General features: G+C 73.9%; 14 protein-coding genes. 6 read left to right on the top strand and 8 right to left on the bottom strand.

Annotated features, from left to right (window positions below):
- Positions 1–2: 2 nt before the first annotated feature.
- Positions 3–1514, bottom strand: coding sequence for a glycerol kinase GlpK (glpK, locus tag ACYVI6_RS03010; RefSeq protein ID WP_460444949.1), 1512 nt, complete (start codon positions 1512–1514; stop codon positions 3–5).
- 103 nt (positions 1515–1617) lie between these two features.
- Between glpK and ACYVI6_RS03005 the strand changes: the two genes are divergently transcribed.
- Positions 1618–3348 carry a glycerol-3-phosphate dehydrogenase/oxidase gene (locus ACYVI6_RS03005; RefSeq protein WP_460444948.1) on the top strand — a complete coding sequence of 577 codons (1731 nt, stop codon included), beginning with the start codon at positions 1618–1620 and terminating at the stop codon, positions 3346–3348.
- Positions 3345–4103 (top strand): YqjF family protein, encoded by a 759-nt coding sequence (locus tag ACYVI6_RS03000; protein ID WP_460444947.1) that lies wholly within the window; start codon positions 3345–3347, stop codon positions 4101–4103. The genes ACYVI6_RS03005 and ACYVI6_RS03000 overlap by 4 nt, the downstream gene beginning before the upstream one ends.
- A gap of 171 nt (positions 4104–4274) precedes the next feature.
- Here the strand turns inward: ACYVI6_RS03000 and ACYVI6_RS02995 are convergent, their stop codons facing one another.
- Both ACYVI6_RS02995 and ACYVI6_RS02990 read right to left on the bottom strand, forming a co-directional pair.
- The gene (locus ACYVI6_RS02995; RefSeq protein ID WP_460444946.1) at positions 4275–5945 is read right to left on the bottom strand and encodes a RecQ family ATP-dependent DNA helicase; all 1671 of its coding nucleotides are present in this window, start codon (positions 5943–5945) and stop codon (positions 4275–4277) included.
- Positions 5942–6937, bottom strand: a complete 996-nt coding sequence (locus ACYVI6_RS02990) for an aldo/keto reductase (RefSeq protein ID WP_460444945.1) — start codon at positions 6935–6937, stop codon at positions 5942–5944. The genes ACYVI6_RS02995 and ACYVI6_RS02990 overlap by 4 nt, the downstream gene beginning before the upstream one ends.
- 97 nt (positions 6938–7034) lie before the next feature.
- Between ACYVI6_RS02990 and ACYVI6_RS02985 the strand changes: the two genes are divergently transcribed.
- Together ACYVI6_RS02985 and ACYVI6_RS02980 are read left to right on the top strand one after the other, a co-directional pair.
- Positions 7035–7643 (top strand): hypothetical protein, encoded by a 609-nt coding sequence (locus tag ACYVI6_RS02985; RefSeq protein ID WP_460444944.1) that lies wholly within the window; start codon positions 7035–7037, stop codon positions 7641–7643.
- Positions 7644–7652: 9 nt separating this feature from the next.
- The gene (locus ACYVI6_RS02980; RefSeq protein ID WP_460444943.1) at positions 7653–8069 is read left to right on the top strand and encodes a molybdopterin-dependent oxidoreductase; all 417 of its coding nucleotides are present in this window, start codon (positions 7653–7655) and stop codon (positions 8067–8069) included.
- On the opposite strand, the gene ACYVI6_RS02975 is transcribed toward ACYVI6_RS02980, so the two are convergent.
- Positions 8062–8565, bottom strand: a complete 504-nt coding sequence (locus tag ACYVI6_RS02975) for a GNAT family N-acetyltransferase (RefSeq protein WP_460444942.1) — start codon at positions 8563–8565, stop codon at positions 8062–8064. The genes ACYVI6_RS02980 and ACYVI6_RS02975 overlap by 8 nt on opposite strands.
- 99 nt (positions 8566–8664) lie before the next feature.
- On the opposite strand from ACYVI6_RS02975, the gene ACYVI6_RS02970 reads away from it, so the two are divergent.
- A complete protein-coding gene (locus ACYVI6_RS02970; RefSeq protein WP_460444941.1) occupies positions 8665–8943 on the top strand; it encodes a YtxH domain-containing protein in 279 nt (92 codons plus the stop codon).
- 52 nt (positions 8944–8995) lie between these two features.
- Here the strand turns inward: ACYVI6_RS02970 and acs are convergent, their stop codons facing one another.
- The gene (acs, locus tag ACYVI6_RS02965) at positions 8996–10972 is read right to left on the bottom strand and encodes an acetate--CoA ligase (RefSeq protein WP_460444940.1); all 1977 of its coding nucleotides are present in this window, start codon (positions 10970–10972) and stop codon (positions 8996–8998) included.
- 108 nt (positions 10973–11080) lie between these two features.
- On the opposite strand from acs, the gene ACYVI6_RS02960 reads away from it, so the two are divergent.
- Positions 11081–11695: a DedA family protein gene (locus ACYVI6_RS02960; RefSeq protein ID WP_284288490.1), complete on the top strand. Its 615-nt coding sequence runs from the start codon at positions 11081–11083 to the stop codon at positions 11693–11695.
- Here ACYVI6_RS02960 and ACYVI6_RS02955 read toward each other — a convergent pair.
- From ACYVI6_RS02955 to ACYVI6_RS02945, 3 genes are all read right to left on the bottom strand, one after another.
- Positions 11692–13332 (bottom strand): solute symporter family protein, encoded by a 1641-nt coding sequence (locus ACYVI6_RS02955; RefSeq protein ID WP_460444939.1) that lies wholly within the window; start codon positions 13330–13332, stop codon positions 11692–11694. The two genes, ACYVI6_RS02960 and ACYVI6_RS02955, sit on opposite strands and share 4 nt — an antisense overlap.
- Positions 13329–13709, bottom strand: a complete 381-nt coding sequence (locus ACYVI6_RS02950; protein WP_460444938.1) for a DUF485 domain-containing protein — start codon at positions 13707–13709, stop codon at positions 13329–13331. Before ACYVI6_RS02950 ends, ACYVI6_RS02955 begins: the two co-directional genes overlap by 4 nt.
- A 120-nt stretch (positions 13710–13829) precedes the next feature.
- Positions 13830–14501, bottom strand: a complete 672-nt coding sequence (locus ACYVI6_RS02945) for a hypothetical protein (RefSeq protein WP_460444937.1) — start codon at positions 14499–14501, stop codon at positions 13830–13832.
- Positions 14502–14602: the final 101 nt, after the last annotated feature.

Below are 14602 nucleotides of genomic sequence, written 5' to 3'. Positions count from 1 at the left end.
GGTCAGTCCTCGTCGTCGTCCGCCCAGTCGAGGGTGCGCTGGACGGCACGCTGCCACCGCCCGCAGAGGTGCTCGCGCCGGGCGGCGCCCATCGACGGCTCCCACCGGGTGTCCTCGGCCCACTGCTCGGCCAGCTCGTCGGTGCCCGACCAGAACCCGACCGCGAGACCGGCCGCGTACGCCGCGCCGAGGGCCGTCGTCTCGGTGACTCTCGGGCGCACCACCGGCACGTCGAGCAGGTCGGCCTGGAACTGCATGAGCAGCTCGTTGCCGACCATGCCGCCGTCGACCCGCAGCTCGGTGAGCGCCACCCCGCTGTCGGCGTCCATCGCCTCGACGACCTCGCGGGTCTGGAAGGCCGTGGCCTCCAGCGCGGCCCGCGCGACGTGGCCCTTGGTGACGAAGCGGGTGAGGCCCACCAGCACGCCGCGCGCGTCCGACCGCCAGTGCGGGGCGAACAGGCCGCTGAACGCCGGCACGAGGTACGCGCCGCCGTTGTCCTCGACCGTGCGCGCGAGCTGCTCGACCTCGGCCGCGCTGTCGATGATGCCGAGGTTGTCGCGCAGCCACTGCACCAGCGACCCGGTGACCGCGATCGACCCCTCGAGCGCGTAGACCGGCGGCGCGTCACCCAGCCGGTAGCAGACGGTGGTCAGCAGACCGTTGTCGCTCATCATCTTCTCGGTGCCGGTGTTCAGCAGCAGGAAGTTGCCGGTGCCGTAGGTGTTCTTGGCGGTGCCCGGCGCGAAGCAGGCCTGGCCGAACGTCGCCGCCTGCTGGTCGCCGAGGATGCCGGCGATGGGCACGCCGCCCAGCACGCCCCGCTCGCGCACCGTGCCGTACACCTCGGACGACGACGCGATCCGCGGCAGCATCGACGTCGGCACGCCGATCTCGGCCGCGATCCCCTCGTCCCAGTCGAGCGTGTCGAGGTCCATCAGCAGCGTGCGCGAGGCGTTCGTGACGTCGGTGACGTGCAGCCCGCCGTCGACGCCGCCGGTCATGTTCCACACCAGCCAGCTGTCCATCGTGCCCATCAGCAGGTCGCCCGCCTCGGCGCGCTCGCGGGCGCCGTCGACGTGGTCGAGCACCCAGCGCACCTTGGGCGCCGCGAAGTACGTGGCCAGCGGCAGGCCGGTGGTCGCCTTCCAGCGGTCCGGCCCGACGTCGCCACCGAGCTCGCGGCACAGCCGGTCGGTGCGGGTGTCCTGCCAGACGATCGCGTGGTGCACGGGCTCGCCGGTGGTGCGGTCCCACACGACCGTCGTCTCGCGCTGGTTCGTGATGCCCACGGCGGCGATCTCGCTGGTCGGCACGTCGGCGGTCGACAGCGCGTGCGCCACCACCTCGCGGGTGCTCGTCCAGATCTCCGTCGCGTCGTGCTCGACCCAGCCGGGGCGGGGCAGGATCTGGCGGTGCTCCTGCTGCGCGACGGCGGCCACCGCGCCGTCGTGGTCGAACAGGATGCAGCGCGTGCTGGTGGTCCCCTGGTCGATGGCGGCGACGTAGCTCACGGGCGCAGGTCTACCGCGTGACGGCGATCGCGCCAACCGCCGGGCCGGGCGTGGCGGGCGGCGGCTACCGTGGGTGGTCCGGTCGGTTCCGAGGAGGACACCCGTGGCGCTGCAGTCGTTCGCGACCCGTCTGGGCCCGCACGAGCGGGCCGCCGCGTGGCGCGCGCTGGGCGAGCAGCAGCTCGACGTGCTCGTGGTCGGCGGCGGCGTCACCGGCGCCGGCGTGGCCCTCGACGCCGCCACCCGCGGCCTGCGCACCGGGCTCGTCGAGGCCCGCGACTTCGCCAGCGGCACGTCGTCGCGGTCGAGCAAGCTGTTCCACGGCGGCCTGCGCTACCTCGAGCAGCTCGACATCGGGCTGGTGCGCGAGGCGCTGCGCGAGCGCGAGCTGATGCTCACCCGGCTGGCCCCGCACCTGGTGCGGCCGGTCTCGTTCCTCTACCCGCTGACCCACCACGCCTGGGAGCGGCCGTACGTCGCGGCCGGGCTCGCGCTCTACGACCAGCTCGGCGGCGCGCGCTCGGTGCCCCGGCAGAAGCACCTCACCAGACGCGGTGCGCTGCAACGGTTCCCGGGCCTGCGACAGGACGCGCTGGTCGGTGCGGTGCAGTACTACGACGCGCAGGCCGACGACGCGCGCCACACGTTCACCGTCGTCCGCACCGCCGCCCACTACGGCGCCGTCGTCCGCAGCTCGACCGAGGTGGTCGAGATGCTGCGCGAGGCCGACCGCGTGGTCGGCGCGGTGGTGCGCGACGTCGAGACCGGCCAGACGCAGCAGGTGCGGGCGAAGGTCGTGGTGAACGCCACCGGCGTCTGGACCGACGACCTGCAGCGGCTGGCCGGGGGCCGCGGCCGGTTCCGCGTGCGGGCGAGCAAGGGCGTGCACCTGGTGGTGCACCGCGACCGGATCGCCGGCGAGGTCGGGCTGATCCTGCGCACCGAGAAGAGCGTGCTGTTCGTCATCCCGTGGGGGCAGCGCTGGATCATCGGCACCACCGACACCGACTGGACGCACGACCTGGCGCACCCCGCGGCCACCGCCGCCGACATCGACTACGTGCTGGAGCACGTGAACGCGGTGCTCTCGACGCCGATCACCCGCGACGACGTGCTGGGGGTGTACGCCGGGCTGCGACCGCTGCTCGCCGGCGAGGACGCCGACACCAGCCAGCTGTCGCGCGAGCACGCGGTCGCCCGCCCGCAGCCGGGCCTGGTCTCGGTCGCGGGCGGCAAGTACACGACGTACCGGGTGATGGCGGCCGATGCGGTGGACGCCGCCGCGGCCGACCTGGGCACCGGCGTGCCGCCGTCCGTCACCGAGCACGTGCCGCTCGTGGGCGCCGAGGGCTTCGCGGCGATGCGCAACCTCACCGGCGAGCTGGCCCGCGAGCACGGGCTGCCGACCTGGCGGGTCGAGCACCTGCTCGGGCGCTACGGCTCGCTGCTCGGCGAGGTGCTCGAGCTCGGCCGCGACGACCCCTCGCTGCTCGAGCCGGTGCCGTCGGCGCAGGCCTACCTGCGCGCCGAGCTGCGGTACGCGGCGACCCACGAGGCGGCGCTGCACCTCGACGACGTGCTGGCCCGCCGCACCCGGATGTCGATCGAGACGCGGCACCGCGGGGTGGACGCGGCGCAGGAGGCCGCCCGGCTGGTCGGCGACGTGCTCGGCTGGGACGGCGACACCGTGGCCGCCGAGGTCGCGTCGTACACCGCCCGGGTCACGGCCGAGCGGCGCTCGCAGCAGCTCGACGACGACGCCGCCTCCGACGCCGCCCGGCGCGAGGCGCCCGAGTCGCGCCCCGGCCTGCGGCACGTGACGGCGACCCGGTGACCGGGCTCGACGACGCCGTCGAGGCGGTCAGCGGGCTGACCACCCGCCCGGTGCGCACCGCCTGGCTGCACCAGCACTGGCTCGACCTGTCGTTCGTGCACTGGGCTGTCGACCCCGCTGTCGTCGCACCCCTGCTGCCGCAGGGCATCCGGCCCGACGTGCACGAGGGCGCGGCGTACGTCGGGCTGATCGGCTTCCGCATGGTCGGGCTCGGCTTCGGGCCGGACGTCGGGGTCGGCGGCGTGCCGTACCTCGGCACGTTCCTGGAGACGAACGTGCGGCTCTACGGCGTCGACCACCTCGGACGCCGCGCGGTCGTGTTCCGCTCGCTCGAGGCGCAGCGCCTGCTGCCGGTGCTGTTCGCCCGCGTCGCGCTGCGGCTGCCGTACACCTGGGCCCGCATGCAGCTCGACGTCGACCGCGACGTGCTCGACTACCGCACCGTCCGGCGCTGGCCGGCCCCGCGCGGCGCGTCGTCCCGCACGAGGGTGCGCGTCGGCACCCGCATCGTGCAGCCCACCCCGCTCGAGGACTTCCTCACCGCGCGCTGGGGCCTGCACACCCGGGCCTGGGGCCGCACCCTGCACCTGCCGAACGAGCACGACCGCTGGCCGCTGCACAGGGCCGAGCTGCTCGACCTCGACGACGACCTGGTGGCCGCCGCCGGCCTGCCCACGCCGCTCGGCGAGCCCGCCAGCGTGCTCTACAGCCCCGGCGTCGGCGTCCGCTTCGGCGGCCCGTCCGTCGTCACCTGAGCCGCACACCTCGGCCGCCGTTCGCGAGCCTCGTGAAGTGGGCTGCCGCACCGTTCGATGGGCGTGCACGCTGCTGGAACGGCGCACCGGCCTCGGGGAGCACGGCAGCGCCCCACGACCCGAAGCACTCGGACGGCGCCCGGACGGCCGCGGCGGGCCGCCCGGCGTCCGTCAGGCCTCGGCGAGCAGCCCGAGCTCGAGCACCATCGGCGTGAGGGTCTTGTAGCCGACCTCGTCGAAGGCGACGACCAGCTCGTGCTCGTCGACCGAGAGTACGGTGCCGGTACCGAACTCCTTGTGCCGCACGGGTTTGCCGGCCAGGTCGGCGTGCTCGCCGCTCGACTCGACCTCAGGCTCGTCGAGCACGACGCGGTCGTCGTTGTCGCACGTCTCGCACGGCGCGTCGTACGGCTCGCCGAAGTAGCCGAGCAGCTCGGCGCGACGGCAGCGGGTGGCCTCCGCGTAGTGCCGCATCGCCTCGATCCGGCTGGCCTGCACGGCCTGGCGGCGGCGCTCGGCCTCGCGCGCGTCCCTGCTGGCCTGGGCGAGCGACGTCTCCCCCGACTCGTGCAGCGGCACGACGACGTCGCCGTGCAGCTCGACGACGCCGGTGTCGGCGAGCCGGTCGAGCACGCGCTGCGCCTGCCGCACACCGAGCTCGGCGCGCTCGGCCAGGTCGGCGAGCGGGATCTCCTGCTCGGTGCGGGCCAGCACCGCGAGCACCTTGTCGACGCTGGCGCCCTTGACCTTCGAGCCGGCTGCGAACAGCTTCGACAGCCGCAGGTCCGCGGGGCTGTAGACCAGCACCGCGGACGCCGGGTCGCCGTCGCGCCCGGCCCGGCCGAGCTCCTGGTAGTACTCGTCGAGGCTGCCCGGCGCACCGGCGTGGACGACGGCGCGGATGTCGGGCTTGTCGATGCCCATGCCGAACGCGCTGGTGGCCACCACCACGTCGAGCCGGTTCGACAGGAACGCGTCCTGCACCTCCGCGCGGTCGGCGCCGCCGAGGCCCGCGTGGTAGTGCGCGGCCTCCAACCCTTTGTCGCGCAACGCCTTCGCGAGCTTCTCGGTGTGCTTGCGGGTGCGGGCGTACACCAGCGCGGGCAGCTCGCCGCCCTGCACTTCGTCGACGACGAGCGCGTCGGCCGTCGCCTTGTCGGACGTCTTGGTGCCGTGCCACGAGTGCACGGCCAGCGTGATGTTCGGCCGGTCGAACCCAGCCACCACCACGGCCGGGTCGTGCATGTCGAGCCGCTCGATCACCTCGCGCTGCACCTGCGGCGGCGCCGTCGCGGTGAGCGCCACGACGGTCGGGTCGCCGACCAGGTGCCGCACCTCGGCCAGCGCGAGGTAGTCGGGGCGGAAGTCGAAACCCCACTCGCTCACCAGGTGCGCCTCGTCGACGGCGAGCAGCGTGACCGGCCGCGGCGACGAGGTCAGCAGCTCGCGCACCGGCTCGCGCACCAGCTGCTCGGGCGACAGCAGCAGGAAGTCGAGCTCACCGGCGCCCAGCGCCCGCTCGGTCTCGTGCCGCTCGGCGGCCGGCAGCGTCGCGTTCAGCTGCGCGCTGCGCACGGGGTGCCCGTCGTGCTCGCGCTCGCTGAGGCCGCGCAGCTGGTCGTGCTGCAGCGCCACGAGCGGCGACACGACGAGCGTCAGCCCGCCGAGCGCGAGCCCGCCCAGCTGGTAGATCGCGCTCTTGCCGCCGCCGGTCGCCAGCACCACGAGGGTGTCGCGGCCCGCCAGCAGCTCGTCGAGGGCGGCGCGCTGGGCCGGTCGCAGGCCGTCGAGCTCGAGGACGTCGCGCGCCAGCTGCTCGACGTCGGGGTGCTTCGGGCTCATGCGTCGATGGAGCTCATGTCGGGGTACCGGTCGCCCTGCACGGCCTCGACCGGCACGGCCTCGGCGAGTGCCGCCAGGTCGTCGGCGGTGAGCTCGACGTCGGCCGCGCCGAGGTTGTCGCGCAGGTACCGCTCACGGCGGGTGCCCGGGATCGGCACGACGTCGTCGCCCTGCGCGAGCACCCAGGCGAGGGCCAGCTGCGCGGGGGTGACGCCCTTGCGCCCGGCAAGCTCGCGCACGGCCTCGACGAGCCGCAGGTTCTGCTGCAGCGCGTCACCCTGGAACCGCGGGTTCTGCCGACGGAAGTCGCCGGCGTCGAGGTCGTCGGTCGAGGTGATCGTGCCGGTGAGGAACCCGCGGCCCAACGGGGAGTAGGGCACCAGGCCGATGCCGAGCTCGCGCAGGGTCGGCAGCACGCCGTCCTCGACGTGCCGGGTCCACAGCGAGTACTCGGTCTGCACGGCGGTCACCGGGTGCACGGCGTGCGCGCGCCGGATGGTGTCGGGCGACGCCTCCGACAAGCCGATGCGACGCACCTTGCCGGCCTGCACGAGCTCGGCCATCGCGCCGACGGTGTCCTCGATCGGCGTCTTCTTGTCCACGCGGTGCTGGTAGTAGAGGTCGATGTGGTCGACGCCCAGCCGCTGCAGGCTGGCGTCGCAGGCCTGCCGCACGTAGTCGGGCGAGCCGTCGATCCAGCGGTTGCGCGGGTTCTCCGGGTCGCGCACGTTGCCGAACTTGGTGGCGATCAGCACCTGGTCGCGCACCGGCCCGAGCACCCGGCCGACCAGCTGCTCGTTCGTGAACGGTCCGTACATGTCGGCGGTGTCGAACAGCGTGACGCCGAGCTCGACGGCGAGCCGCAGCGTGCGCTCGGCCTCGTCGGCGTCGGTGTCGCCGTAGAACTCCGACATGCCCATGCACCCCAGGCCGAGGGCCGAGACCTCCAGGTCGCTGCCACGTGCCGGGTCGCCGAGAATCCGTGTCTGCATGGAGGCAGCCTGCCCGCGCTCGCGCCGATCCGCTCGGGTTGGCGCGTACCGTCGTGCCGTCGAGCTCAGCGACCACCCAGCGCACCGAGGGGACGACGTGCCGGACGCCCGCCGGACCAACACCGCGCTGCTGTGGCTGCTGGTGTCGGCGCTCCTGACCGGCGCGGCCGTCGACGGGTTCGGGACGCCGCTCGTCGGGCGCTGGGTGGTCGTCGGCCACGGCGTCGCCGGCATCGGGCTGCTGGTGCTGTCGCGCCCCAAGCACCGGGTGGTGCGCCGCTCGCTGGACCGCCCGCGCCGCCGTCCGGGCAGCCGCTGGTCCCTGGTGCTGCTGGCGCTCGTGCTGCTGACGGTGGCCACCGGGCTGCTGCAGGCGTCCGGGCTCGTCGAGCGCCTCGGGCCGGTCACCGTGCTGCAGGTGCACGTCGTCGGCGGCGTCGCGATCGTGCCGGTCGCGGCGCAGCACTGGCTGCGCAGACGGCGTCAGCGCGTCGTCCGCACCACGCAGGCGGGGGTGCGGTCGGGCCTGCCGACCCGGCGCGGGCTGCTGCAGGGCACGGCGATCGCGGTCGCGGCCGGCAGCGCGTGGGCCGCCTCGGAGGCCGGGCTCGCCGTCGCCGGCGCGCCCGGCGCCGCCCGCCGGTTCACCGGGTCGCACGAGACCGGGTCCGGCGACCCGGGCCAGCTGCCGGTGACCCAGTGGTGACTCGACACCGTGCCGGCGCTCGACGTGGCCACCTGGCGGCTCGACGTCGGCGGTCGGCTGCTCGACCTCGACGCCGTCCGCGCGCTGCCGCTCGACGACGTCAGCGCCGTGCTCGACTGCACCGGCGAGTGGTGGTCGCAGCAGACCTGGCGCGGCGTGCGGCTCGACCGGCTCGTCGACCTGCGCGGCGCGCGCAGCATCGAGGTGCGCTCGGCCACCGGCTACGGGCGGCTGCTCCCGGCCTCCGACCTGCGCCGCACCTGGCTGGCGCTCGAGTGCGGCGGGGCACCGCTCGGCGCCGGCCACGGCGCACCCGCCCGGCTGGTCGCGCCCGGCCGGCGCGGCTTCTGGTGGGTCAAGTGGGTCGTGGCCGTCCGGCCGAGCGACACCCCCTGGTGGGGGCAGTCGCCCTACCCCCTCACCTAGCCGGGCGCTCGAAGAGCAGCTCGAGGCCGTCCTCCTCGTCCCACTGCTCGCCCGCCGGCTCGAAGCCCTGGCGCCGCACCATGGCCAGCGACGCCGCGTTGTCCGGGCTGATCGAGGCGCGCACGACCTGCACCGCCGGCTCTCGGGCGGCCCAGGCCAGCAGCTCGGTGAGCAGGGCCGTGGCCAGACCGCGGCCGCGGTGCGGGGGCTCGATCTCGTAGGCGACCTCGACCATGCCGCGGTCGTCGGGCCCGCCGTGGAACCCGCCGGCGCCGACCGCCACGCCGTCGGCCAGCGCGGCCCGGGCGATCCAGTGCGCGTCGTCCGGGTGGTCCTGCAGCTGCGCGAGCCGCATCCGCCACAGCCAGGTGGTGGCGTCGGAGGTGAACCACGGGGTCAGCGGCGCCCCCGTGATCTCGACGGCGCGCGGCAGGTCGCCGTCGACGAGGGCGGTGAGGGCGGCTGGAGGCAGGGGCACGAGGCGGAGCGCTGGCACGCGCGGATCCTGGCAGCGCCGCGGGTCGGGTGTCGACGCGTTTGCGGAGTCGGCGAAACCCGCGAGACTGGAGGCCGACCGCACGAGGAGAGGACCACCATGAAGAACAGGCTGCTGCTGCTCGCCGGCGTGGGTGTCGGGTACGTGCTGGGCACCCGTGCCGGGCGCGGCCAGTACGAGAAGCTCAAGGGGCAGGCCAAGGAGTTCTGGGGCAACCCCACCGTGCAGGACCAGGTCGCCAACGCGCAGCGTGTCGTCCGCGAGCAGGCGCCCGTGGTGCAGGAGAAGGTCGTCGACGTCGCCAAGTCGGCCGCGTCGAAGGCCAAGGAGCACGTCCCCGCGGGCAGCCGCGACGACGACCCCACCATCAACATCTGACCGACGCGCACCCGAGCGCCCCTCCACCGCACGGTGGAGGGGCGCTCGTGCGTCAGTCCTCGGCCGGGGCCGTCGTCATGCCCTGCTGGATGAGCTCCATGACCGTCGAGTCGGCGAGCGTCGTCACGTCGCCCACCTCGCGCCGCTCGGCGACGTCGCGCAGCAGCCGGCGCATGATCTTGCCGCTGCGGGTCTTGGGCAGCTCGGCGACCACCATGATCTGCCGCGGCCGGGCGATCGGGCCGATCTCCTGCGACACGTGGGCCTTGAGCTCGGCCACGATGTCGTCGCCCTGCTCGGCGTTGCCGCGCAGGATGACGAACGCGCACACCGCCTGGCCGGTCGTGTCGTCGGCGGCGCCCACCACGGCGGCCTCGGCGACCTTGGGGTGCGACACCAGCGCCGACTCGATCTCCGTCGTCGAGAGCCGGTGGCCCGACACGTTCATCACGTCGTCGACCCGGCCGAGCAGCCAGACGTCGCCGTCGTCGTCCTTCTTGGCGCCGTCGCCGGCGAAGTACCGGCCCGGGAACCGCGACCAGTACGTCTCCCGGTAGCGCTCGGGGTCGCCCCAGATGCCGCGCAGCATCGACGGCCACGGCTCGCTCAGCACCAGGTACCCGCCGCCGCCGTCCGGCACCGGGTTGCCGGCGTCGTCGACGACATCGGCCACGATGCCGGGCAGCGGCACCTGCGCCGACCCCGGCTTCGCCGCCGTGACGCCGGGCAGCGGGCTGATCATGATCGCGCCGGTCTCGGTCTGCCACCAGGTGTCGACGACCGGCGTGCGGTCGCCGCCGATGACCCGCCGGTACCAGATCCACGCCTCGGGGTTGATCGGCTCGCCCACGCTGCCGAGCACCCGCAGCGACGACAGGTCGTGGGCGGCCGGCAGCTCGTCGCCCCACTTCATGCAGGTGCGGATGGCCGTCGGCGCCGTGTAGAGGATCGTGACGCCGTAGCGCTCGACGATCTCCCACCAGCGGTCCTTGCCCGGGGTGTCGGGGGTGCCCTCGTACATCACCTGCGTCGCGCCGTTGGCCAGCGGACCGTAGACGACGTAGCTGTGGCCCGTCACCCAGCCGACGTCGGCGGTGCACCAGTAGACGTCGCGCTCGGGCTGCAGGTCGAACACCGCGCGGTGGGTGTACGCGGCCTGGGTGAGGAAGCCGCCGCTGGTGTGCAGGATGCCCTTCGGCTTCCCGGTGGTGCCCGAGGTGTAGAGGATGAACAGCGGCTGCTCGGCGTCCATCGGCTGCGCCTCGTGCTCGGCGGCGGCCTGCTCGACGACCTCGTGCCACCACAGGTCGCGGCCCTCGGTCCACTCGACCTCGCCCTCGGTGCGGCGCACCACCAGCACGTGCTCGACGCTCGGGGCGCCCTTGGCGAGCGCGCCGTCGACCGCGGGCTTCAGCGGCGAGGCCTTGCCCTTGCGGTAGCCGCCGTCCGCCGTCACGACCAGCTTCGCCTCGGCGTCCTCGATGCGGCTGCGCAGCGCGTCGGCGCTGAACCCGCCGAACACCACGCTGTGCGCGGCACCGATGCGCGCGCAGGCCAGCATCGCGACCGCCGCCTCGGGGATCATCGGCAGGTAGATCGCGACCCGGTCGCCCTTGGTGACGCCGAGGCCCTCGAACGCGTTCGCCGCCTGCTGCACCATCGTGCTCAGCTCGGCGTAGGTGATCGTGCGGCGGTCGCCGGGCTCGCCCTCGAAGTAGATGGCCACCCGGTCGCCGTCGCCCGCCTCGACGTGCCGGTCGGTGCAGTTCGCGGCCACGTTCAGCTCGCCGCCGACGAACCACCTCGCGAACGGCGCCTCGCTCCAGTCGAGCGTCTCGGTGAAGTCGGTGCTCCACGTCAGCAGCTCGCGCGCCTGCTCGGCCCAGAACCCCAGCCGGTCGGCGTCCGCCCGCTCGTACAGCTCGGCCGTGGCGACCGCGCCCGCCGCGAACTCCTCGCTCGGCGGGAAGCGCCGCTCCTCGCGGCTGAGGTTCTCGAGGCTGGCGCCGGTGCCCTGCTCGCTCGTCATGACCTGCCCTCTTCGTCGACGACGTCGTCCGGCGCCGAGCGTATTGCGCCGCGCTGGGCGCCACCAGGGCGGACGGCGCCGGGCGGGGGCCGTGCCAGACTCCCGCCGGTGACCCAGGTGCTCGAGCCGCTGCTGCAGGCGCCGACCTGGACGGTGCTGCTCGTCGTGGGGCTGATCGTGTTCGCCGAGGACGCGCTGTTCGTCGGCTTCGTGCTGCCCGGCGAGACGGCGGCGATCCTGGGCGGCGTCGCGGCCCGGCTCGGCCACGTGCCGCTGCCCGCGGTGCTGGTGACCGTGGTCGCCGCGGCGATCGTCGGCGACAGCGTGGGCTACGAGGTGGGCAAGCGGTACGGCCCGCGGCTGCTCGCGCACCGCAGGCTGGAGGCGCGCCGCGAGCGGCTCGACGCGGCGCAGGCGCTGCTGGCCCGGCGCGGCGGGGCCGCTGTGTTCCTCGGGCGCTGGACGGCGTTCTTCCGCGCGGTGATGCCCGCGCTGGCCGGTGCCGTGGGCCTGCGCTACCGGCGGTTCCTCGCGTTCAACGCCGCCGGCGGCCTGGCCTGGGGCGTCGTCGTGGTGGTCGCCGGGTACCTCGCGGGCGCGTCGTACCAGCGGGTCGAGCACCTCGTGGGCCGCGGCGGCGGCATCGCGTTCGTCGCGATCGTGCTGGTGGCGGTGGTGGTGTGGCGGGTGCGCGAACGCACCCGCCACACCACTCCGTCCTAGTGCTGCGTCGCCTGCTCGGCACCCGCGCCGGTCAGCGACCGCACCTCCATCTCGGCGTACTTCTGCCGGCTGGAGCGCTCGCGGCTGGTGAGGGTGCCGATGATCCCGAGCAGGAACCCGATCGGGATCGAGACGATGCCCGGGTTGTCGAGCGGGAACCAGTGGAAGTCGACCGACGGGTCGGTGATCATCGACAGGTTCTTGGCCGGGTCGAGCGGGTTGGGCTTGCCGCTCACCACCGGTGAGAACGCGATGAGCACCAGCGCCGTCAGCAGGCCGCCGTACATCGACCACAGCGCGCCGCGGGTGTTGAACCTGGCCCAGAACAACGACATCAGGATCGTGGGCAGGTTCGCGCTCGCCGCGATCGCGAAGGCCAGGGCGACCAGGAACGCGACGTTCTGGCCGTTGGCGAAGATGCCGCCGACGATCGCGACCGCACCGATCACCAGGCTGGCCCGCCGCGCGATCTTCACCTCGGCGTCCGGCGCGACGTCGCCGCGCTTGATCACGTTGGTGTAGATGTCGTGGGCGAACGAGGCGCTGGCGGTGATCGTGAGCCCCGCGACCACGGCGAGGATCGTGGCGAAGGCCACGGCCGCGATGATGCCCAGCAGCAGGGTGCCGCCGAGCTCGTACGCCAGCAGGGGTGCGGCCGAGTTCACCTTGCCCGGTGCGGCGTTGATGGCCTTCGGCCCGACCAGGGCGCCGGCGCCGTACCCGAGCACCAGGGTGAACAGGTAGAAGATCCCGATCACCCAGATCGCCCAGACCACGCTGCGCCGGGCCTCCTTGGCCGAGGGCACGGTGTAGAAGCGCATCAGCACGTGCGGCAGGCCCGCGGTGCCGAGCACCAGGGCGAGCGAGAGCGACACGAAGTCGAGCTTGCTGGTGTCGGTCTTGCCGTACTGCAACCCGGGCGCGAGCACCTTGTCGCCCTTGCCGCTCGCGTCGGCCGCCGAGCCCAGCAGGTCGCTGATGTTGAACCCGTACTTCGCCAGCACCCAGATCGTCATGACGCCGGCGCCGATCACCAGCAGCACGGCCTTGACGATCTGCACCCAGGTGGTGCCCTTCATGCCGCCGATCAGCACGTACAGCACCATGATGATGCCGACGACGGCGATCACCAGCCGCTGCCCGTTGACGTTGCTGATGCCCAGCAGCAGCGCCACCAGGCCGCCCGCCCCCGCCATCTGCGCGAGCAGGTAGAAGAAGCTGACGACGAGCGTCGAGATCGCGGCGGCGGTGCGCACCGGGCGCTGCCGCAGCCGGAACGACAGGACGTCGGCCATGGTGAAGCGGCCGGTGTTGCGCAGCAGCTCGGCCACCAGCAGCAGCGCCACCAGCCACGCCACCAGGAAGCCGATCGAGTAGAGGAAGCCGTCGTACCCGTTGAGCGCGATGGCCCCCGCGATGCCGAGGAAGCTCGCCGCCGACAGGTAGTCGCCGCTGATCGCGATGCCGTTCTGCGGACCGGTGAACGAGCGACCGCCCGCGTAGAAGTCGGCCGCGCTGCGGTTGTTGCGGGACGCCCGGAACACGATGCCGAGCGTGACGAGCACGAACAGCGCGAAGATCGTGATGTTGACCGCGGGGCTGCCGACGGTGTCGGCGGCCAGCACCTGGCTGCTCATCGGACGCTCCCCTCGTCGGGGCGGCCGTGGGCGAGCACGCGCTCGCCCAGCTCGGCGGCCGCGGTGTCGAACGACCGGTCGGCCCAGCGGGCGTAGGCCATGGTGATCGCGAAGGTGCTGACGAACTGCAGCACCCCGAACAGCAGACCGATGTTCACGTTGCCCACGACCTGCTTGGCCATGAACCCCGACGCGTACGTCGAGAGCAGGACGTAGAGGAAGTACCAGACGAGGAACAGCGCGGTCATCGGGAAGACGAACCGGCGGAAGCGCGCACGAAGCTGCGCGAACTCGGGTGTGGCCTGGATGGTGGTGTACCCGGTGTCGTCGCCGTGCGTCGCGGGATCGACCGGGCCCGGGTCGTGGGTGGTGCTCACGAGTCCTCCTCGACGTCGTGCAGCCGCGGCACCGGCCGGGTCGGCCTCGGCGCCGTGCGGGCCACTATGCCGAAATGTGCGCATCCTGTGAACGTCCCGGACGGCGTGGCGCGGCGCGTCCTACAGGGGCCGCCGGCCGTCCACGCAGGACGACGCCAGCTCGATCCGGCGTCCGCTGCCCTCGATGCGCACCTGGTGCACCACGTCGTCGGCGGTGCGCACCGGCAGCGTCACCGTGCGGTCGCCATCGAAGGCGCAGTCGACCAGCACCACCATCGCCACCGTGACCGGGCCGGTCGTGCGCGGCGGCACCGCGCCGTCCTCGCTGGAGGGCCGCACGAGCGGCCGGTCGCGCGTCGCGTTCACCCCGAAGTCGCTGCCGACGACCGACACCGGCAGCGGCCCGGCGTTCGTCACCTCGACGTTCAGCAGCGCCGTCTGCCCGGCCGAGCCGCGGTACACCGAGACGTCGGTGGCGTACGCCAGCACGGCGAGCGTCGAGGCGTCGGCCGCGGCCTGCACCCGCAGGGCCTGCCGGTGCGCCGAGCGTGCGCCGACGTAGCCGCCGAGCACCGCACCCAGCCGCAGCGCGACGAGCAGGGCGACCAGCACCCGGCGCGGGGGCAGCCGCCGGACGACGGCTCCGACCACGGCGCTCGCGGCGCGGGCCTGCGGCGGCGGCGGGGGCTGCTCGAGGGTGTCGAACGGGACGGGCTCGACCGCGCCGTGCGCCGGCAGCGGGCCGGACGCCGGCGGCCGGCCGCTCCCGTCGTCCAGGACCTCGGTGCCCACCGGCACATGGTCGCACCGCCCTGGGTAGGGTCGGCGCTCGTGAGCCGCGACCTGCTCGGCCGGCTGGCGGCGCTGCGCGGCGAGGAGGACGCCGTCGAGCG

The sequence above is a fragment of the Angustibacter aerolatus genome (assembly GCF_054776675.1).
Note: the sequence above shows the minus strand (reverse complement) of the source record. Positions and strands in the feature narration are given on the sequence as shown.

Excerpts from the sequence above, each read along its gene's own strand:
- ACYVI6_RS02995 (WP_460444946.1), bottom strand. The coding sequence starts at position 5,945 with ATGAGCCCGAAGCACCCCGACGTCGAGCAGCTGGCGCGCGACGTCCTC.
- ACYVI6_RS02990 (WP_460444945.1), bottom strand. The coding sequence starts at position 6,937 with ATGCAGACACGGATTCTCGGCGACCCGGCACGTGGCAGCGACCTGGAG.
- ACYVI6_RS02970 (WP_460444941.1), top strand. The coding sequence starts at position 8,665 with ATGAAGAACAGGCTGCTGCTGCTCGCCGGCGTGGGTGTCGGGTACGTG.
- acs (WP_460444940.1), bottom strand. The coding sequence starts at position 10,972 with ATGACGAGCGAGCAGGGCACCGGCGCCAGCCTCGAGAACCTCAGCCGC.
- ACYVI6_RS02955 (WP_460444939.1), bottom strand. The coding sequence starts at position 13,332 with ATGAGCAGCCAGGTGCTGGCCGCCGACACCGTCGGCAGCCCCGCGGTC.